At 62.6% G+C, this 19,626-nt stretch carries 15 protein-coding genes and 1 pseudogene; 10 read left to right on the top strand and 6 right to left on the bottom strand.

All coding sequences use genetic code 11. The features are described 5' to 3' along the window. The first annotated feature begins 208 nt into the window (after window positions 1–208). Window positions 209–583, top strand: a complete 375-nt coding sequence (locus ACO07W_RS11100) for a hypothetical protein (RefSeq protein WP_421843153.1) — start codon at window positions 209–211, stop codon at window positions 581–583. A 181-nt stretch (window positions 584–764) separates the two neighbouring features. Here the strand turns inward: ACO07W_RS11100 and ACO07W_RS11095 are convergent, their stop codons facing one another. Further along, a complete protein-coding gene (locus ACO07W_RS11095; RefSeq protein ID WP_421843151.1) occupies window positions 765–1,151 on the bottom strand; it encodes a hypothetical protein in 387 nt (128 codons plus the stop codon). Between the two features lie 183 nt (window positions 1,152–1,334). Between ACO07W_RS11095 and ACO07W_RS11090 the strand changes: the two genes are divergently transcribed. Further along, entirely contained in the window at window positions 1,335–1,880 is a 546-nt protein-coding gene (locus tag ACO07W_RS11090; RefSeq protein WP_421843149.1) for a PadR family transcriptional regulator, read from the top strand. Between the two features lie 413 nt (window positions 1,881–2,293). Here ACO07W_RS11090 and ACO07W_RS11085 read toward each other — a convergent pair whose 3' ends face one another. Next, window positions 2,294–3,178, bottom strand: a complete 885-nt coding sequence (locus ACO07W_RS11085; RefSeq protein ID WP_421843147.1) for a hypothetical protein — start codon at window positions 3,176–3,178, stop codon at window positions 2,294–2,296. A gap of 177 nt (window positions 3,179–3,355) precedes the next feature. Here ACO07W_RS11085 and ACO07W_RS11080 point away from each other — a divergent pair, with 177 nt between their 5' ends. Then, window positions 3,356–4,015, top strand: a complete 660-nt coding sequence (locus ACO07W_RS11080) for a TetR/AcrR family transcriptional regulator (RefSeq protein WP_421843145.1) — start codon at window positions 3,356–3,358, stop codon at window positions 4,013–4,015. A 135-nt stretch (window positions 4,016–4,150) separates the two neighbouring features. Here the strand turns inward: ACO07W_RS11080 and ACO07W_RS11075 are convergent, their stop codons facing one another. Together ACO07W_RS11075 and ACO07W_RS11070 are read right to left on the bottom strand one after the other, a co-directional pair. Continuing rightward, window positions 4,151–4,663, bottom strand: a complete 513-nt coding sequence (locus tag ACO07W_RS11075) for a pyridoxamine 5'-phosphate oxidase family protein (RefSeq protein WP_421843143.1) — start codon at window positions 4,661–4,663, stop codon at window positions 4,151–4,153. A 149-nt stretch (window positions 4,664–4,812) separates the two neighbouring features. Beyond that, on the bottom strand, window positions 4,813–6,279 hold the full coding sequence (locus tag ACO07W_RS11070) for a PE family protein (RefSeq protein ID WP_421843141.1): 1,467 nt from the start codon (window positions 6,277–6,279) through the stop codon (window positions 4,813–4,815). Window positions 6,280–6,495: 216 nt separating this feature from the next. On the opposite strand from ACO07W_RS11070, the gene ACO07W_RS11065 reads away from it, so the two are divergent. Next, window positions 6,496–7,125: a TetR/AcrR family transcriptional regulator gene (locus ACO07W_RS11065; RefSeq protein WP_421843139.1), complete on the top strand. Its 630-nt coding sequence runs from the start codon at window positions 6,496–6,498 to the stop codon at window positions 7,123–7,125. A 15-nt stretch (window positions 7,126–7,140) separates the two neighbouring features. Here ACO07W_RS11065 and ACO07W_RS11060 read toward each other — a convergent pair whose 3' ends face one another. Beyond that, window positions 7,141–8,190, bottom strand: coding sequence for a dihydrodipicolinate reductase (locus tag ACO07W_RS11060; RefSeq protein WP_421843137.1), 1,050 nt, complete (start codon window positions 8,188–8,190; stop codon window positions 7,141–7,143). Between the two features lie 649 nt (window positions 8,191–8,839). Between ACO07W_RS11060 and ACO07W_RS11055 the strand changes: the two genes are divergently transcribed. The 4 genes from ACO07W_RS11055 to ACO07W_RS11040 all read left to right on the top strand — a co-directional run bounded on the left by ACO07W_RS11055 (window position 8,840) and on the right by ACO07W_RS11040 (window position 13,330). Beyond that, the gene (locus ACO07W_RS11055; RefSeq protein WP_421843135.1) at window positions 8,840–9,145 is read left to right on the top strand and encodes a hypothetical protein; all 306 of its coding nucleotides are present in this window, start codon (window positions 8,840–8,842) and stop codon (window positions 9,143–9,145) included. A 68-nt stretch (window positions 9,146–9,213) separates the two neighbouring features. After that, window positions 9,214–9,918 carry a DUF1214 domain-containing protein gene (locus ACO07W_RS11050; RefSeq protein WP_421843133.1) on the top strand — a complete coding sequence of 235 codons (705 nt, stop codon included), beginning with the start codon at window positions 9,214–9,216 and terminating at the stop codon, window positions 9,916–9,918. A 6-nt stretch (window positions 9,919–9,924) separates the two neighbouring features. Then, entirely contained in the window at window positions 9,925–11,838 is a 1,914-nt protein-coding gene (locus ACO07W_RS11045; RefSeq protein ID WP_421843131.1) for an alkyl/aryl-sulfatase, read from the top strand. A gap of 307 nt (window positions 11,839–12,145) precedes the next feature. After that, window positions 12,146–13,330, top strand: a complete 1,185-nt coding sequence (locus ACO07W_RS11040; RefSeq protein ID WP_421843129.1) for an amidohydrolase family protein — start codon at window positions 12,146–12,148, stop codon at window positions 13,328–13,330. A 32-nt stretch (window positions 13,331–13,362) separates the two neighbouring features. On the opposite strand, the gene ACO07W_RS11035 is transcribed toward ACO07W_RS11040, so the two are convergent. Beyond that, complete coding sequence (locus tag ACO07W_RS11035) at window positions 13,363–14,538, bottom strand: MalY/PatB family protein (RefSeq protein WP_421845938.1); 1,176 nt, start codon at window positions 14,536–14,538, stop codon at window positions 13,363–13,365. A 508-nt stretch (window positions 14,539–15,046) separates the two neighbouring features. Between ACO07W_RS11035 and ACO07W_RS11030 the strand changes: the two genes are divergently transcribed. Together ACO07W_RS11030 and ACO07W_RS11025 are read left to right on the top strand one after the other, a co-directional pair. Then, window positions 15,047–18,214 carry a protein kinase domain-containing protein gene (locus ACO07W_RS11030; protein ID WP_421843127.1) on the top strand — a complete coding sequence of 1,056 codons (3,168 nt, stop codon included), beginning with the start codon at window positions 15,047–15,049 and terminating at the stop codon, window positions 18,212–18,214. An 86-nt stretch (window positions 18,215–18,300) separates the two neighbouring features. Next, window positions 18,301–19,575 (top strand): annotated as a pseudogene (locus ACO07W_RS11025) (IS256 family transposase). Window positions 19,576–19,626 lie beyond the last annotated feature (51 nt).

The raw sequence follows: 19,626 nt of genomic DNA, 5'->3' as shown, positions 1-19,626 counted from the left end.
GCGCCGACCGCGCTGCCGGCTTCGCAACAAACTTGACGTGTTTCCTCCCGCCGCTAAGGATGGCGGGTTTCCCCGCTAAGTTTTTCGGATGACCCGCGCGGCTGAGATCGTGCGCTGTGCCATCCGGGCCAGCGGTAACCTCGGCGAGCCGTGGTGCTGTGGTTGCGACCAGTGGCCGGATGCGGTTCGCGTTGGCACCCGATTGATTGTGGTTGAAACAGATTGCGACACATACGGAATACCGGCAGCCCTCGGTTGGCTGATCACCGTCTACGCGGTTCCTGAAGATGGTGGGGTGGCCGCACCTGTTGCGGTCTTAGCCGAGGACAATGGCGACGCGGTTCGCAGGCTCACATCGTTGATACATGAAGTTGGGCGACCGATGAAATGGGCGCGGGAACGGCCGGGCCTGTACAGGTCTGGCGAGTACGTCGTCGGGCAGCTCGATACCGGTGAGTGGTTTGCCGAAGGGCCGGGTGTTGATCGGTGCTTTGATCACAAGGCTGACGCCCAGGACGCGTGCGACTCCGCACGCGGGGTAGGCGGCTGTTCGCCGCAGGCATACATCGGGTCACGGTGGTAGATCGTCCACAGGCGTGCAGCTGTTCTGAAGTTGGAGTTTGACCATCTGGTTTTTCTCGTTGTACTTCTCGACTTCCTGCATGAGCAGTTCCAGCAGGTACTACTTGCAACTTGCAGATTCATACCCAGCGCCCCTCCTCCTGTGATTGTGCAGGGCTGACAACGCTGCGCTGCCTCGTACGTTAGGTGTATTCGGCGATGCGAGTCCGGGCGGAGTTCCAATCAAGCGGTAGGTCGGCCTGCCGGGCGGTCGAGTCGACAAAGCTTGGATTCCCGACCCTTCCAGCCATGTCGGCGAGCATGGCTGCGTGTTGGCCGCTGTGAACAAAGCGCATCATCGCTTCCCGATCGGCCCAGGCGGACAGCGTCCAGAACGTCTTGGTGAGAAGCCTGGCGTCTAGGCTATTTCCGGCGCATCCGGGGTCGTTGCGCAGTTGCTTACGGATCTTGAAAGTCCAGCGCAGGAACCGGGGGATATCGCGGTAGTTGGTCAGCGGCAAACGTGACGTCAGCACGTGCAGTTCAGTATCGGCACGGTATTGGCCAGTACTCCAAGGCAATTCAGGCATACGGTTCCCTTCCATGCTGATGGGATGGTGTAGGCGCAAACTAGCGAAGGGGAGGAGCCGCTGGTCGTAACATGACACATTGCTAGGTTGTCTCGTTCTTAGCGTGAACCTGACACAATGGAATGTCAATGTCTGATCCCGGCGGAAAAGACGCCAACGGTTCAACAACGATTGGGAGACGTAATGAACGGCGACCGTCCACTCAACGCCACTTCCGCGTCGTTGCTCGGCTTCCTACACGACGGACCGTTGACTGGCTGGGATCTCGTTGTCGCTGCGCAGCTTGTGATCGGGGACTTTTGGTCACTGACCCAAAGCCAGGTCTATCGAGAATTATCCGCAATGGCCGAAGCCGGCCTGGTAGAGGCTGGTGAACCCGGGCGACGCGATCGCAAGCCCTACACAATTACACCCGCTGGCCGGATCGCATTCGCAGCATGGTTAGACCGAGAACCCGGACCAGAAACGATCCGGTTCCCGTTGCTGCTCACCGTTGCCTTCGGCCGGCATCTGCCCAAAGAGAAGCTCACCGCATTCCTGACCACACACCGCAAGGTGCACGCACAGCGCCTAGCCGGCTACGAACAACAAATTGCAAACGCTGAACAAGCGACAGCCGATGACCTCGACCCCTATCTACTGGCAACCCTGAACTTCGGGCTGACCTACGAACGCGCGGTGCTCGACTGGTTTGACCGGTTACCGCCGACGATCACCACGTCCGCTTAGCTGAGCCGGGCTACCCCTGTGAATCTTGGCTCTTAGCGTCATCGGCGATTCCCGGAAATCGGATCGGCTGCCAGGTCGCGGCGTGTCATCTCCTCTCTCACAGCGCGTGCTGCGTGCCTCCGATCCTGTATGTGGTTGTAGGAAATGAAGCGATTCTTGAGACGAATGCTGGTGAAGCCAGCGTGAGACCAATCGAATACCCCGAAGTCGCGGCCACGGCCAAATGCAGCTGAAGGTGAGAATCTACACTTTTGTAGGTTCGCACGTGGACTCTGGCGCTTCATTGCCGCGGGTGGGGGTCACTGAGTTCTCTGGTTAGCGAGGTGTTCCAGCGGCTCACCAGGCGAACGTGTTTTTCCTGCGCCCAGAGTGTCGCTGATCGTTCGCCGCAGGCGGCTATTCACTATGCGTGTTCAGGTCATCGTAAGTTGCCGGTCGGCCGTTGCGGTGTTGTCGGCGGGCATTTGGCTACGCAGGATGGCCACGAATTTGTAGCCGACGAGCGCGGCGAAAAACCCGAGCGTCCACAGCGTGACGTTGCCGACCGCATCGTTGACTGCCTGCAGATAGACCTGCACGCAGGCCATGGCTAGGAACACGATCGGTGCCGCATCTGCCCAAGTAAGTCGCCGCGTGCCGGTGTCGGCGATGTGTTGTCCCAGCGTCCGCAACTTCGTGAGAGCGAAGAAGATCACCATGACCATCACGACCCAGATCGCCCAACCCCACGGCAGCCTGGGGTCACCGAAGAACAAGTCAGCCGACGAATACGTACTCAAGGTATTGCCAACCCACTGATAGATGCCCCACTGCCGACATAACCCGTCGAAGGCGAACGCGTATGAGGCGTGAACCATGGCATACAAAGCGAAGCGCCATAGTGTTTGCCACCACGGCATCGATCGCGGATCGACGACCACGCGACCATCGAGAACGAGGTTGACACAGGCGTAGGCAGGCCACAGGATCGCTGCCATCACCAACGGGACCGCGACCGGGACGCTGCCCAGATGCGGCCCAAGTATCTCGCCGTAGCGCAGGTCTCCCCAGATGAACCCGCCGAATTGGATATTGGATTCTTCGAACGCCCACTCCACCACCGTGGCCGTGACGAAGAACACGACGGCCAATCTCGGGCCCAGGTGTTTGACCATATGGCCTAACAGGCCCACCACAATCGCGGCGACCACGACAATCACCGCCACAAGCGGCATGGCAGTACCGCCCTGCAGGACCGCGAACCCCACACCCAGAACGATGTAGGTGGCTATCGCGGCGGTAATCACTTTGTCGAGCATGGGATCTAGCCTCCTCGATCTCGGTTGGCGACGAGGCGTGCGGTAGCGGAGATGTGCGCTTGCCACGAACCTGCCGCACTTGAGGATACACATGAAGCCAAGTGGATAGTCAATGGGTTGTGGGGGCAAGCTAACGTGATGGCAGTGCCGTCACATCGAGCAATGCTAGGGAGACTGATGCGTACCCATGGCTGGTCAGGCGCGACGCCGGCGTCCGATGAGGAGGCGGTCGAACGGATCGTTGCAGCGGCCAAGCGCACCATTGACCGCCGCGGACGTGACTTCAGCATTGCCGACGTAGCCCGTGAACTCGGGGTGACCCGCAAGACCGTCTACCGCTACTTTCCGGGCACCGAGGCCTTGCTGACCGCCACGGCGATTGGCGCAACAGGCCCCTTTCTCGAAGACCTACGGATCCAGCTGACCGGCGTCCACGATCCAGGCGAGGCGGTCGTCGAAGGAATTGCGTACGCGCTCGAGCGCCTCCCACATGATCGATACCTGAGCTTGTTGATTTCGCCCGGCCCGTCAGGTGCGGCGCCTGCCGCGGTTACCTCCGATGTGGCTCTCTCCGTCGGCCGGCTGATCGTCGAACAGTTCGATATCGATTGGCCCAGTGTGGGTTTGGGCGACGCCGAGATGAACGAATTGGTGGAGCACATGTTGCGGATTCTGCAATCCTTCATCGTCGATCCCGGCCGCCCACCCCGCCTCGGCGAAGACCTGCGTGCCTACCTTCGGCGATGGGTAGCGCCCAAAATTCCAGACATCGGATTGCCGGCAGGTGCTGCCGCCGCAAAGAAAACAGCCAGCCGCAGCCCCATTGCTCCCGCATAGAGCGCTGTAGCCGACGTCGGCAGAACTGCGCTTTGGTGGCTATGGCGATGGTGGCTGCATGGCCAGCGGCCTGCTCAAGCTGCGCTACGGCGCCCAGACTGGATTCTGAGCTTCCAGCTCGGCCTAGGCCGGTGACTAACTTGCGTAATCCCAGGACAAAGTTTTTAACGGTGTCATGCGGATGTAGGCAACGCCTGGCTTGGGTGCGGTGGGCAACTCGGCCTCGGGAACGCCCCGCGCCCGGGCACCTTCTCTGGAGAGCTGAAGTGCTTCGCTTGGTTCCCGAACGATGCGGGCGTGGCCTTGAAACAGTACGCCGCGGATATCCGCCATGGTGGAGCCGTCTTCGAGCATGACACTGACGTTCGGGTTGTTGTCGACGTTGGCAACTTTGCGGGTCCCATCGCGTACACCCATGATGATGTCGCGGCCCAGGCGAAAATATCCCAGGGGAACGGTGTGCGGAAACCCATCGTTGTCGATGGTGCTGAGCATCGCCCAGCTCGGCCGGCTATCGAGGTATTCCTCAATTTGTTCGTCGCTAAACTTTCGGGGCATGAAAAGAGAGTAGCAAAGCTGAAATCCGTTCTGATCAGCAACGTTTCGCAGCTCTGATGCGCTATATACAGGACTTGCCAGCGAAGTCACGCAGGCATGACACCGGCCCGAGTACCGGTTTTCGGCCCGCGGCATCGTCTGCGACTCTGCACCGTGCGCTCGGACTCGAAGTGCCGTACTCCGGGTGCTGCGCCCGGTGGTCACACCGACTATCGGTGCGATCCAGTTCGGTTTTCGGGTCAGCCGGATGCGCCAGACGAACCTGGGTCGCCGAACAATTGTCCGCCGGCGCCACCGGAGGCACCAGGGGCGGGGGTGAAACCGGCGCCACCGTTTCCACCGGTGCCGCCGTCGCCAATCAGCACGGCATCCCCGCCAATGCCACCGGTACCGCCTGTGCCACTGACCAGATCGGCGGCCCCGCCGTTTCCGCCGTTTCCGCCGGCACCTATCCAGCCGCCGTCGCCGCCGGCCCCGCCGTCGCCACCGGCCGGATTGCTGTCACCGCCGGCACCGCCGATCCCGCCGATCCCAAACCACTGTCCGCCGTTGCCGCCGTTGCCGCCGTCACCGCCAACGACGGGGCCGTCGCCGCCGGCCCCACCGGCACCGCCGGCACCGATTCCCAGAGCGGCGCCGCCGTCACCCCCGTCACCGCCGAAGGTCGCGCCGGTCCCCCCGGTGCCGGCACCGCCAGCGCCGCCATCACCGAACCAGAACCCACCGGTACCGCCGGCACCACCGTCACCGCTAAGGATGGCACCGGCGGCCGGATCGCCGGTGCCCCCGATGCCGCCAGCGCCACCGTCACCGAACAGCCCCGCCGCCCCGCCAGCACCACCGACGCCGGCGAATGAGGTGGCCGCGCCAACCGCGCCGGCGCCGCCGACACCGCCGGCGCCGCCGACACCGGACAGCACCCCGCCAGCACCACCGCTACCCCCCGCACCGCCGGGGTTGTTGCCGTTTTCGCCGGTACCCGCGACGCCGCCGAGGCCACCGACACCACCGGCACCGAACAACCCGGCCGATCCGCCGGCACCGCCCGCGCCGCCGGCGAAACCGGTCGCGAATGCGGCCCCGCCTTGCCCGCCGGCGCCGCCAGCCCCGAACAGCAGTCCGCCATTGCCGCCGCGGCCACCCGCCGGCGCGACCCGGATGCCGTCGGCGCCGGTCCCACCGGCACCACCGGCGCCGCCGAAGCCGATCAGCCCGGCACTTCCGCCGTTGCCGCCGACCTGATTCGCACCACCAGACCCGCCATTGCCGCCGTTGCCGAACAAAATTCCGCCAGCGCCGCCGTTTGCCCCAGACCCCGGCGCCCCGTCAGCGCCGTTGCCGATCAGTGGACGTCCCAACAAGGCTTGGGTAGGCGCATTGATCGCCCCCAGAACCTGCTGCTGCACCGCCTGCAACGGCAGAGCGTTAGCCGCTTCGGCAGTGGCGTAGGCACCCATGGCGCCAGTCAAGGTGCGGACGAACTGGGCGTGAAACTCCGCCGTTTGCGCACTTAATGCCTGGTAGGCCTGCCCGTGCTCGACAAAAAGTGCCGTAATCGCCGCTGACACCTCGTCGGCACCGGCGGCCAGCACAGCAGTCGTCGGAATCGCCGCGGTGAGATTCGCCGAACTCAGCGCCGAGTTAATTCCCTGCAACTCCGTTGCGGCCGAGGCCAGCAACTCCGGAACCGCTATTACATAAGACATTGTTGTTCTCCGCCCCGGTCCTCGTTGGCCATTGAGCCCAAGGTAGCCAGGCCCGACCTGATATTTTGCGGTTCCGCAAAATTCGTCTGTTTGTTGTTCCTGCGCCGCGTTTGCCCTGGCATCGTGCTACGAACTGCCGAAATTGATGCGGAAGATCATTAGTCAGAGGCGGCTCGTATTGTCGCGGGGCGCATCTGTTCCGGCACAATGTGGCCCATGACGACAAGCGCGGCGCAACCGCTCGTGCCGTCACATGGCGACCGCGCCCGGATCCTCGACGCCGCCGAAGTGTGTCTTCGTGACAAAGGAATCCGGGGGACGACGATGGCCGCGGTCGCCGCTGCCGCCGGTGTTTCGCGAGCGTGGCTGTATCGCCTCTACCAGGACAAGACTCAACTGTTCGGGGTCGTCATGGTGAGGATGGATCGAACCTATTGGGAGTCTGAAGGTGCGCGCGTCCGGGCGGCGCTGACCCTGGTCGATACTGTCGTCGAAGCAGTTCTGCTCGCCCGCAAAATGCAGCATCGTCCACTGATTGACAAGCTCCGCGAAACCGAACCTGACGCGTTCGCCGCTGTCACCGAGATAGGCATGCAGCATTACATTCCATGGCTGTCGGCGACTTGGCGGCGCTACGCGGAGGCTGCCCAGGAGCGTGGCGAGGTGCGGCTAGATCTCCCGCTCGATTGGGCCGCCGAATGGCTCGCTCGCCTGGTGCTTTCGCTGTGCACGATGCCCAGTGAGGTCGTCGACGTGGATGACCGGGAGCAGCTGCGGTCGTATGTTTCCGAGTTTCTGCTGCCCGGGTTGGGTCAACGTCAGCCAGATCCACAGCGCCCTAGTTAGCGACAGCTTCCCACGCTAGGGCTTGACGTATCCGGTCGCGGGCGGCAACTGCGCCAGCGTCACAATCCCGGGCGGTGCATCGACAATCATCGGCACCGCGTTGGTGACAGGAAGCGCCGTGTAGATCATTCCCATCTCCATCCACGTTTCCGGGTTGCCGTGGTTCTTGGGCGGCAAGCAATGGATGACGGTGCGCATATTCGGCATGCCGAACACCTGGATGACGTGGCCGTTCGCCAGCGGCTTCGGTGGGGTCACGTGATCGCCCATGGTCCAGTTGAATCCGACATTGACGATATTGCGGTCGCCTGCCCAACCGCGGTGATAGCCGAATACGCTGGCTACGGTGCCCTTCGGGATAGTCATGAAGCCCAAGTCGGTGTCGTCGGTGGCCGCTGTGAAGTCAACGTCGAAGGTGAACTTGTCGATGGTGACACCGAGCGCATCGGCCATCATCGCCGCTGACTCGGCGAATACCTCGCTCTCACGACGTACGGACTCTGCCAGACCCGGGGTGGAGGGATCCTGCGAAAAGCCCATGGCTGTTTGGGTGCCGGCCGAACGATAGGTCGAACAATCGACTGATTCGGTGATTCGTATCTCGTCGACTGTCTCACAGGCAGAACTCAGAACCAGGGCCACGGCGTTGGTTACGCCCGGGTGCGCTCCGCTTCCAAACATGGTGGAGCCGCCCGCCCGGCAAGCCTCCTCTATACGAGCTAGCTCGGCCCGGGGCAGTTTGGTGCCAGTTATCCACGCAGCCGTCGAAACAACATTGACCCCAGCCTCAAGCAGCTGGACCAACTCATCCACATTTGGCCACAGCGGGTTGTAGCAGCAGGCGTCCGGCCGCAGCGCCAGCAATTCCGAAATGTCATTGGTGGCCAGTACGCCGGTTGGTTCGGAACGTCCGCACAACTCGGACGCATCCGTATCCAGCTTGTCGGCGCTATGCGCGAACACGCCGACAAGTTCCATGTCGTCGCGCTCGATAATTGCGTGCAGTGACCTGCGGCCAATGTTCCCGGTCGTCCACTGGATGACACGCAGCGGTCTGTCGCCCACCCATCTCATGATGCGTCCCTTCGTCGCGGCACCAGGCCGTACCTGGTAGACAATAGATTATGTATGTCTACACGACTGGGATGGGTGAGGCAATTCGCACATGCTGGGCTGCTGTCCGCGTTCTGGGTGGTAAGCGTGGAATCCACGGTTCGTTCCAGGGTCGATTTAGCCTAATAAAACGCATTTCTGCCGTTCGCGACGCAGGGACGCCGTCGTGGTGCTGTGGCGCTCGCTGTCGCGGACGCGGCCAGGGGCCGGCTTGTTCGGGCAACGTTTCGGCCGCGCTATGAATAGACGAATGATGTTTATTATCTACATCCCGATCGTCGTTGCGCTGTGCACCCGCTGCGGGTCCAGCGGCAGGAACGGATGTCGTTGACTACACCTTTTTCGGCTGCACAAGACGGCATTCGTGCAGGCGGCGTGAGATCCACGAACCACGGTCTGGTCACGGCGACCGGACGCCGCGCCTGGTGTTGGGCGGTGTCATCGAGGCGGTCTGGGCGCACCCGGCCTCAACAGCTATCGCGGTCGGCTCCCGATAAGCCAACGATGAAGTCCTCAGAAATCCAAATGGCCAGACTGGTTGGCCGATACCGTGGCATACGTTCGGCTACCGCGACGAGGGAACACAGCCGTAGGAGAGACCATGGCAATCCAACCGGCGACGCCTACCAGCGAGAAACTCACGACTGCATGGGCCGAGTTCATCGACGAGCTCCGCGGTATCGGAGCCCAGGCGATCATGTCGGCACCGACGGATGCCGACAAAGTCGACGGGCTGCGCTTCGTCCTGCGTCAGCTCTCCTACCGCGAAGAGCAAGAGATCGAGTTCCCGGCTGCGGCGCAACCGGAGCTGTTCTATCCAGAGTCGCCCACTCGGAAGGTTTTCGCCGACTGCCCCGACACCATCTACCGCCAGTTCAACGTTCACCCCGCCACACCTACCGGCTGACCGGAACCCGAGGCGATGCCGCCTACATCTCGTTCACCGCCTACCGTGCCGCTGTCACCGAACGCGTCGTGTCCGATCTTCACGACGGCGAGATCGAGATCGCTGCCGATGGCACGCTGGAACTCATCGTCGGCGGGCCGGCGCGGAACTCGAACTGGCTCGACCTCGGTGACGATGGCGCCTTTGTCATCATCCGGGAATACCGGCACGACCGCGCCGGCGGAGAGCATGCGTCATGGAACGTGGAGCGGCTTACGCCGGCACCGGCGCACCGGCCGGAACCGAGCGCCGACAACCTGGCTAAATCCCTGAGCCAGATCACGACGGGCCTGCTCTGGGGAAACGCCGCAACCGTTCGGCTGGCCGAGCAGCTGCGCGGGCGCCCCAACCGGATGGACGCGGCGGCCGCCGAGTTGGTGTCGGAGATGGCAGGTACGCCGCACAACTACTACCAGCTCTGCTATGTCCAGCTTGCCCCCGGCGAGGCGCTCGAACTCCGGCTCGACCCGCCCCCATGTCGCTATTGGAGCGTGCACCTCAATAACTGGTGGTTGGAGTCGCCAGAATTCAGAGACGGCCAGTCTGTTTGCATCAACGACGTTCAGGCGCAGCGCAACCCGGATGGCACCATCACCATGCTGGTCGGGCCCGATGATCCGGGGGGCGGCAACTGGCTGGATACCAAAGGCCGCTCGGAGAGCATTCTGTTGGCACGGTACTTGCTGCCCGAAGCCGAACTCGCGCCGATCGCGACTCGAGTCGTCACCGTCTGAGTCGCCATGAACTTCGGAGAAAACACCATGCGCAAGCCCGCTTCCGGCCACACACGCGACGCCAATACCGCGGTGGCTGCCCAGCTGCCGCTCGACGAGCCGTCCGACCAGGAACGCAACACCCGCGGCCATCTCGTGCAAGAGGACAGCCTCGTCCTCACCAACAAGCAGACCGGCCGCGTCGTCTGGGATATGGACCAGTTCCGCTTCATCGACGGCGATGCACCTGACACCGTCAACCCGAGCCTGTGGCGGCAGGAGAAGCTCAACAACATCCACGGACTCTTCCGGCTCGCCGATCGGGTCTATCAGGTTCGGGGTTACGACATCTCAAATATCACCTTTATCCAGGGTGGGTCGGGCTGGATTGTTATCGATCCGCTCACCACCACCGAAACCGCTCGTGCTTCGCTGGACCTGGTGAACCGTACCCTCGGGACACTCCCTGTGATGGCTGTCATCTACACACACAGTCATGGTGACCACTTCGCCGGTGCTTATGGCGTGATCGACGACGATGACGTCGCGTCGGGCGTGCCGGTGATCGCGCCTAAGGGGTTTGTGGAGGAGGCAGTTAAGGAGAACGTGATCGCGGGGCCCGCGATGTTGCGCCGAGCCGCCTATATGTATGGCGGGCTGCTGCCGGCAGATCCCCGCGGTGTGGTCGGCAGCGGCCTTGGCCGCACTCTCCCGAGGAACGGCGAATCGGCGCTCATCGCACCGACTGACGACATCTCCGTCACGGGCGAGGAACGGGTGATTGACGGGGTGCGCATCGTATTCCAGATGACTCCCGGCACCGAGGCGCCGGCGGAAATGAACTTCCTCTTTCCCGACTTGCGGGCTCTGTGCATGGCCGAGAACTGCACCTGCGTCATGCACAACCTCTACACGCTGAGGGGAGCCCACATCCGCGACGGGTTGGCCTGGAGCAAGTACATTCACGAGTCGCTGCTGACCATGGCCGGCGAGGTCGACCTGTGCTTCGCATCGCACAACTGGCCGGTCTGGGGGCGCGAACAGATCGCGGCGTACCTTCGTGCCCAGCGGGACACCTATCGCTTCCTGCACGATCAGACGATGCGCTTGGCCAACCAAGGACTGACAAGCACAGAGATCGCCGAGCGGCTCAAACTCCCGCCCAGCTTGGCCGACAACTTCAATAATCGCGGCTACTACGGAACAGTCAGCCACAACGTCAAGGCGACTTACCAAAAGTACCTTGGCTGGTTCGACGGCAACCCGGCCAATCTGGAACCTCACCCGCCCGAGTACGCCAGCCGGCGCTACGTCGAAGCCATGGGTGGCGCCGACCGAGTGGTCGCCCTCGGCCGCAAAGCATATGAAACCGGCGACTACCGTTGGGTGGCGCAGCTGGTGAACCATGTCATCTTCGCAGACCCGGAGCATCGGCAGGCTCGGGAGCTGCAGGCCGACGCTCTCGAACAGCTGGGTTACCAGGCCGAATCAGGTCCGTGGCGCAACTTCTACCTCACCGGCGCCTACGAGCTGCGAGACGAAAACAGCGGGCGGAACACCGGTGCCGAGGGCGCACCACTCGGGATGCTGCAGGCCATGCCGATCGACATGATCTTCGACTCTCTCGCGGTCCGCTTGGACGGGCCGCGCGCCGATGGCACAACATTGACGATCAACTGGAACTTCACCGACATCGGTGAGCAATGGGTTCTGGGGCTCGAGCACGGTGCATTGCATCACCATCCCGGCGCTGATCCCGATGCCGCCGCGACCCTACGTCTCACACACCGCAGCCTTGTCGACATCCTCTCTGGCGCCGTGGACATTGCCGATGCGTTGGCCTCCGGTGTGCTCGCGCTCGATGGGGACCACGAGGCACTTGTGCAGCTGTTCGGGTTTCTTGAAGAACCCGACTACACCTTTAATATCGTCACGCCCTGACCCGCCTTGCAGGCAGTGCCGTCTCGATCGGCATTCACGCCCTAGCCCCTGCGGGGCCGGCGAACCACAGGTAATTTCATACACAACACGCCCGCCGCGGCGCTGCAGCAACAAAGAAACCCGACAAAGAACTCAGGTGTGCTCGGTAACGGGAAGTTGCTAGCGCCTTTACTGGCAGTGGACGCGACCACTAGCCACAATAGCTACCTATGTTCACCAACAGCGGCGTGATCCAGCATCGATCCGTAAAGAGCTTGTATCTCCTTGGGCTTGGTCGCCGCGCTCTGAGTCTCGCGGGGGCTGCGCTGTGACAGCGACGCAAACAGCGCGGATCGGGATTCGTGCTGGCCGCATTTTTGACGGGCATGAGTTTCGGGACGGGCCGGTGATCGTCGTCGTCGAAAACGGTCGCATCAGCGCGGTCGACTTCACCGCCGCCGATTCCCCTCACAAGACCGCCCTGATTGACCTGGGTGAGTCGACCTTATTGCCGGGGCTAGTAGATGCGCACGCGCACTTGTGTTGGGACCCGAGCGGTAATCCAGAGGATCTGGCCGACACTCCGCATGAGGCGCTTGTGCAGCGGGCCCGCCTGCATGCTCGGGCGGCGCTGCATTCGGGCATCACCACGATTCGCGATCTTGGTGACCGCGAATTCGCCACGGTGTCGCTGCGGGACGAATATCGGCAAGGCACCGAGCTGGGTCCCGAACTGGTTGTTTCCGGCCCGCCGTTGACCCGCAGCGGCGGGCACTGTTGGTACCTCGGTGGCGAGGCCGACACCACCGAGGAGCTCATCGACGCGGTAAAACAGCGGGCGATGCGCGGAGTCGATTGGGTCAAGGTGATGGCCACCGGCGGGTTCGTCACCGCCGGAACCAACCCGCTACAAGCCCAATACAGCAGCGATCAATTGATCGTGGTGGTTGAGGCGGCCCATCGCCTGGGTTTACCAGTAACGGCGCATGCGCATGGCGTCGCAGGGATCGTCGCAGCCCTCGCCGCCGGAGTTGATGGAATCGAACACTGCACATTCATTACGGAGAGCGGCGTGACCGCTAGCCCGGAGGTCATTGAAACGATCGTTGCCCAAGGCGTGTGGTGTGGGATCACGACTGCCCGGCTCAACTCTGAGGTGCCAGCAGAAATTGCCGCGTTGATTCGGGACGTGTGGCGAAATACCCGTCAGCTCATCGATTCCGGTGCACAAGTTGTGCTATCTACCGATGCCGGTGTTGATCCTGCAAAGCCGCACAATGTGCTGCCCCTCGATCTGGCGTATTTGTCCCAACAAGGGTTCACTGCGACAGAAGTGCTTGCCTGCGCAACTGCCGCAGCGGCGGCCAGTTGCGGACTGGGGCACCGTAAGGGCCGTATCGTGCCGGGCTATGACGCCGATCTACTGGCCGTCGGCGCGGGTTTGGACCAAGACGTAGCCAAACTCTGCGACGTCAAAAGTGTTTGGCGCAATGGAGTCCAGGTGCCGCTGTAACCCCGCTGCTGACGTGTGTGCTCAGCGTCGAATCAGCCCGAGACCGCATTCTGTAAGGCCGTGACGATCGCCTCAATCGCCCGATCGAGGATCGAGCGGCTGGTAGCGAAGTTCAGCCGCGCGAACCCAGCCCCCACCTGGGCGCCGAACGGGATGCCCGGGCTGAGCGCTACTTTCGCCTTCGACAACAGGTATTCCGCTGGCTCAGCCGGAAGATTGAGCTCACGAAAATCCACCCACGCGAGATAGGTCCCCTCTGGGGAGTTCACCTTGAGCCCCGGAACCGACTCCGGCAGCACCCGCGACAGGTGGTCGCGGTTTGCCCGAAGATAGGGCAGCAGCTCGTCGAGCCACGCGGCGCCGGATTCGTACGCGGCAATGTTGGCCCGAATACCAACCGTGGATGTGCCCATTCGGTGCAGCATGTTGATCCGATCCCAGTCCTCGCCATCATGGGGGTTGGACAGAATGACCTGAGCGCACATCAGGCCGGGCAAGTTCCAACCCTTAGACGCCGATACAAAAGTGATCACGGTTTCGGCTGCTGCGTCCGACACCGAGGCGGCGGCAATATGGCGCCGCTCATAGATCATCGGCCCCCAAATCTCGTCAGCGATAATTCGGGCTCCGTGGCGGGCTGCGATATCCACGATTGCACGCAGTTCGTCTGCGGTGAAAGCGGTACCGAGCGGGTTGTTTGGATTGCAGAGAATCAGCGATCCAGCCCCGCCGACGAACGCAGCCTCAAGGGCGTCCAGGTCAAGCAAGTAGCGACCGGAATCGTCCTGCACCGTCGGGATTTCCACTCGTTCGCGGCCGGTGACCGCCAGGATGTCGAAGAACGGCATGTAGGCGGGAACCGGCAACGCCACTGGGCTCTCCGGACGGGTGAGGAACTTGATGGCGACTTCCATGCCCTTGAGGACGTCAGGAACGACACGGACCCATTCGGGGCGGACCCGCCAACCGTAGCGTTGTTCGCACCAGTCCGCGGTCGCCTTAGGCAGAGCGCTTTCGCCGAATGGTGGGTAGCCGAACTCCTCATTGTCGACGCATCTGCGCACCGCGTCGACAACTGCCGGCGCGGTCGGATAGTCCATCTCCGCGACCCATAACGGCACCACGTCGGGCCCGAATAGGTTCCACTTGATCGTATTGCGATGCCGGAGCTGGCTGTCCGTCAGCGCATCGAAGCCACTGTCATGCATGTTAGCCATTGTCGCCTCCTGGTGAACTTCAGATCATCCCGGTCGGGGAGTAGCCCGTTTCGTCGAACACTATGACTCCGGTTGTTCGACGGTAAGTGTCATGCTCAGCGCGACCAGCCGCGACGTCAGCAGGGTGAGACGAATTACTGATGTGCAGGCCAGCCCCGTGGTTGGGCGTCCCGGTTGCGTGAGTTGTCGTGCGGGCGTCCGACTTGGACATGGGAATGAACCAGGCGCCGGGCACTGTCCAGGTCTTCGTGGGACGCGCCGATGATGCTGTCGTCGGTATGCCGCGAGTTGGCTGAAACCTCTCCACCTAGCTACCGTCGAATCTGAGGTTGTCGATCCCATCAGGCAGTTTTCGGCAAATCGAGGAAATCTTAAAAGAACACCCCGGACGCCATTTTCCGATCTGTGTAATGAATACTGGTCGGCGGCGCTGGCGATGGTGATGCGCTAATTCAGGCAGCGTCGTTAGGTAACCCGGGGGCGTATTCAATTGGACAACATGAAGTTTGGCCGATACCTCCTGTTTGAACTAATCGGCCAAGGCGCAATGAGCAAAGTGTATAGGGCTCACGACACCGTGATGGGGCGCGATGTCGCGATCAAGTTCTTGTCCGCTGACCTGACCAACGAACGAGGGTTGCGGGATCGGTTTAACCGCGAAGCTCTCTCCGCGGCACGGTTGACCGAGCCGCACATCATTCCAATTCACGACACCGGCGAGGTCGAGGGCCAGTTGTATCTGGTGATGCCGATCATCAACGGCATCAACATCAGTGCGGCTCTCAAACGCGACGGCCCAATGGCTCCAGCGCGTGCCGTTCGGGTGATTGAACAGATTGCCGCTGCGCTGCATGCGGCCCATGCCGCCGGGCTTGTGCACCGGGACGTCAAACCCTCGAACGCACTCATGACCGACGACGACTTTGTCTATCTGATCGATTTCGGCCTCGTACACGACAGGACGGCGACCGAGTTGACGACCGCCGGCCAGATCCTCGGCACGTATGCCTATATGGCCCCCGAATGCTTGATGACGCCCGGCGTTGCCGACGCTCGAGCAGATGTCTATGCGTTGGCGTGTGTGTTGTACGAATGCCTCACGGGTGAACGGCCGTATCCAGGTGACCTTGTGGCACAACAAATGACGGCGCACCTCACGCTGGACCCGCCCCAGCCCAGTTTACGACAGCCTGCTGTGCCGACCGGATTCGACGATGTCCTTGCCCGCGGCATGGCGAAGAAGTTGGAGCAGCGGTATCAGAGCGCGACCGATTTGGCTGTTGCCGCACGAGCCGCCCTGACAACACCGCTGCGCGCGCGCACCGTCGGCAGTGAACACCGCGAACAGATGGCCGCGCCGCCCGGGCAGATCATCGAATCACCCTCGCCCGTGCCGACTCCGCAAATGGAACCGAAGTGGTCCACAAACGTTTCCGCGTCCAACGGCACAGAAAGCATCCGGCCGCGCCGCATCGGCACGGCGTCGTTCCCGTGGCCGCCTCCGTCGCAGCCAGATCGGCCACCGTACCGCGGATGGGCGCCATTCCAACCGATCGATGCAGGGGTCTTCTTCGGCCGAGATGCCGAATTGGTACGGGCAATGGATGCGCTGCGCGAGATGCGCCACAGCGACAAGACGTTGTTCGTCCTGCTGGGCGCCTCGGGAGCAGGCAAGTCGTGTTTTCTACGTGCGGGCATCGTGCCCCGGCTGCAGAGGGACGAACACAACTACCTTGTGCTGGATATCGTGCGCCCTGAACTCAAAGCGCTCACTGGTCCTTCCGGTCTGGCACAAGCGATTTGCGCCACGCGGCAACGGTTTGGTTTTTCGCACCCGCCGCTTGGTGACATCAAGGACGCGTGCACTCGGGGTGACGTCGATAGGTTGCGGACGTGGCTAATCGAATGTCGCGCCGCCGCGACTGGACAGCTGTTTGGTAGCGACACTCACGATGAATCGCCGACCATCGTTTTGCCGCTGGATCAGGCCGAGGAGCTATTTCCCGTCGGGGGCGCGGAGGCCGCGGGTTTTTTGTCGCTCGTACATGCTCTAGCGCTCGGCGCCGACGGCCAGCAGCGGCTACCGCTGATTGTGGTGGCTACGATCCGGACCGACCGCTACGAGCTGATGCAGATTGAGCCACAGCTTGCCGAGCTGCAAACGGAGCAGTTTGACCTTCGGCCTATGGACCTAACTCAATTCAACAGCGTGATCGTAGGACCGGCGCAGCGTTCGACCGATGGAGGTCGCCCGCTGTATATCGAGGAGCAGCTTGTCAGCCGCCTACTGGCTGATGCCTCCGGCGGCGCAGACACACTTCCGCTCTTGTCACTGACCCTTGCCTGGCTGTACCGAGACTACGGGTCAACGGGCCGGCTCACGTTGACGCCTTACACCGAGCGCGGTGGCATCGCCAGCGTTGTGCAAGCTGAGATCGACACACTGCTATCCTCGCACCCCGACGAGCGCGACAAACAATTGAAACTGCTGCGGACGGCGTTCATCCCCTGGCTAGCTACCATCAATCCCGACAATGACCAGCCGATGCGGCGCCTGACAAATTGGGAAGACGTACCCGAAGACGCCCGCCCGCTGCTAGAGCGATTGGTCACCCGCCGGCTGCTTATCAAGGACCGGCGCGACGGGGTGGTGGTCGCTGAAGTTGCTCTGGAAAGCTTGCTGCGGCAATGGGATGATCTGGCGGCCTGGTTGGCCGAGGAGCGCGAAGACCTCAAAGCCGCAGATGCACTTGAACGTGGCGCCGCGGAGTGGGGCAAGAAGGGTTGCGACGAGGCCTGGTTGCTGCACGGCTCTCGCCTGGCCGATGCCGAAAACCTTGCTGCAAAACCTGGATTTCGTGACCGCCTCGACCCAACCCGCGACTATCTGCTTGCGTCCCGGCAGCGTGAAAACGAGCGCGCCGACCTCGAAAGGCAACGGCAGCAGGCCGAGCTCGAAGTTGCGAGGAAACTCGCCGCCGCCGAAACTCAAGCTCGTCAGCAGTCACAAGAGAGTGCCGCGATGCTGCGAAAACGCTCTCGGATACTGCGTACCGTGCTCGTCGGCACGGTGGTCGTCGCGATCATTGCGGTCGCCGGCGCCGCCACAGCCGTCGTCATGTTCGAGCGCGCCAATCGCGCAGCACGTGACGCGTTGGCGGCTGAACTCGACGCCGAGGCTGCGGCAATGTTTGCCAACATCGTTGCTGATAGTGATATTCGCGCGGTCGCGGCTACGCTGGCCGCGCAACGCGTGCGTTCTGACCCCGCCGCTAGCCGCGGCGCCCTCTACACCGCAACCGCAGCGCTGAACACCACTCGCCTCATCGTCCCTGCCCATGCCCCGGTCAGCAGTGTGGTGTTTAGTCCGGATGGGCATACGTTGGCTTCGGGTAGTGCCGATCACACGGTGCGGTTGTGGGATGTGACCGATCCGGCGCATTCGCGGCCGTTGGGTCAACCGTTGGACAGCTACGACCGGGGAGTGCTCGGTGTGGCGTTTGGTCCAGACGGGCACACCCTGGCCTCGGGCACTGCAGATGGCTCGGTGCGGTTGTGGGATCTAGCCGATCGAGAACATCCGCGGCCGTTGGGTCAGCCGTTGTTGGGGCATACCGCTGATGTGGCGGTCGCGTCTCATCGCTGGTGTAAATGGTCACGGGCGTAGGTTCCGTCGCAACCGACGAAAGCTATGAAGGAGGGGCTACGCCCGTGACCAAGCGAGTATCGCCGATTGAGCGTGTGCGTGTTGAGATGGATCAGTTGTTCGCCGCGACCGAGCGGCCGTTGACCGAGATTTTGGAGGAGGTCGGGCGGTTATCGGTGCGTCTGGTGTTTCAGGTCGCCGTGGAGGCCGAGGTAGAAGCAGTGTTGGGCCGAGCCCGTCACCAGCGTCGGGTTCAGGACGGCCCGGGCGGGTACCGCAATGGGTATCAACCGCCGGCGACGGTGAAGACCACGATGGGCTCGGTCGAATTATGCCGCCCGAAACTACGCGACACCGACGAGCGGTTCTGTTCGCGGCTATTCGGTGCCGGGGTGACGCGCACCCACGCTCTGGAGGCGTTGGTGATTTCGGGATGGGTGCGCGGTTTGTCGGATCGCGACATCGAGGCCGCGTTGGCCGAGGTGCTGGGCTCGTAGGCGGCGTTGTCGCGCTCGACGGTGAGCCGGATTTGTGCGGCCATCAAAGACGAGTTTGCTGCGTGGTCGTCTCGACGCCTTGATGAGCTGGTGTTGGACTACCTGTTCTTGGATGCCTCGAACTTTCGGATGCATTCCAACGCCCCGGCCGAGCCGGTGCTGGCCGCCTGGGGCATCTGCACCGACGGCAAGCCCCTGTTTATTGGGCTGGCCCCAGCCGCAGCGGAGTCGGCTGATGCGTGGGCCGGCTTCTTGGCTGACCTGAGGAACCGGGGACTACGCCCGCCGCTACTGGGCATCTCCGACGGGGCGCCGGGCCTGATCGCCGCATGGGAGACCACGTTTCCGGCAAGCCTGCGTCAGCGGTGTCTGATCCATCGCTGCCGTAACGTCATCGCCAAGACACCTGTCGCGGTCCAGGACGAGATCAAAGCCGCGTTCTGGTCGATCTTCGATGACATTGACCAGCCACCCGGCCAGCAGGCCGTGGATGAAGCCACCCGCCGCGCCGAGGAGTTCACCACCACATACCGCGGGCTCTACCCAGCCGCGGTCGCTTGCCTGGCCAACGACTTCGCCTCGCTGAGCGTGCATTTGCGCTTCCCCCGCCAACACTGGACACGCATCCGCCATTCCAACCTCATCGAACGCACCTTCGGAGAATCCCGTCGCCGGGTCAAGGTCATCGGCCGCCTACCCGGCGAAACCAGCTGTCTGTCGCTGGTATGGGCCGTCCTCGACCGCGCCAGCCGCGGCTGGCGCGGAGTCACCCAAACATCAGCGACCAGCCGCCACCTCCAAGAACTACGCCACCAACTGCTCGAGCCACCCCGCCCACTGCATCCCCCCACCACAACAACCACGACCGACACCACCGCCGCGTAACATGACCACCAGGAACATGCGCCCAGCGTTTTTACACCAGTCCTAAGACGC

Origin of the sequence: Mycobacterium sp. (assembly GCF_965230835.1) — a bacterium.
GTDB lineage: Bacteria > Actinomycetota > Actinomycetes > Mycobacteriales > Mycobacteriaceae > Mycobacterium.
The sequence above is the reverse complement of the archived record's forward strand: the minus strand, read 5'-3'. Positions and strand labels throughout refer to the sequence as shown.

Coding starts and splice junctions, on each gene's coding strand:
- ACO07W_RS11065 (WP_421843139.1), top strand. CDS start 6,496: ATGACGACAAGCGCGGCGCAACCGCTCGTGCCGTCACATGGCGACCGC.
- ACO07W_RS11035 (WP_421845938.1), bottom strand. CDS start 14,538: ATGCATGACAGTGGCTTCGATGCGCTGACGGACAGCCAGCTCCGGCAT.
- ACO07W_RS11055 (WP_421843135.1), top strand. CDS start 8,840: ATGGCAATCCAACCGGCGACGCCTACCAGCGAGAAACTCACGACTGCA.
- ACO07W_RS11090 (WP_421843149.1), top strand. CDS start 1,335: ATGAACGGCGACCGTCCACTCAACGCCACTTCCGCGTCGTTGCTCGGC.
- ACO07W_RS11085 (WP_421843147.1), bottom strand. CDS start 3,178: ATGCTCGACAAAGTGATTACCGCCGCGATAGCCACCTACATCGTTCTG.
- ACO07W_RS11070 (WP_421843141.1), bottom strand. CDS start 6,279: ATGTCTTATGTAATAGCGGTTCCGGAGTTGCTGGCCTCGGCCGCAACG.
- ACO07W_RS11080 (WP_421843145.1), top strand. CDS start 3,356: ATGCGTACCCATGGCTGGTCAGGCGCGACGCCGGCGTCCGATGAGGAG.
- ACO07W_RS11030 (WP_421843127.1), top strand. CDS start 15,047: ATGAAGTTTGGCCGATACCTCCTGTTTGAACTAATCGGCCAAGGCGCA.
- ACO07W_RS11095 (WP_421843151.1), bottom strand. CDS start 1,151: ATGCCTGAATTGCCTTGGAGTACTGGCCAATACCGTGCCGATACTGAA.
- ACO07W_RS11045 (WP_421843131.1), top strand. CDS start 9,925: ATGAACTTCGGAGAAAACACCATGCGCAAGCCCGCTTCCGGCCACACA.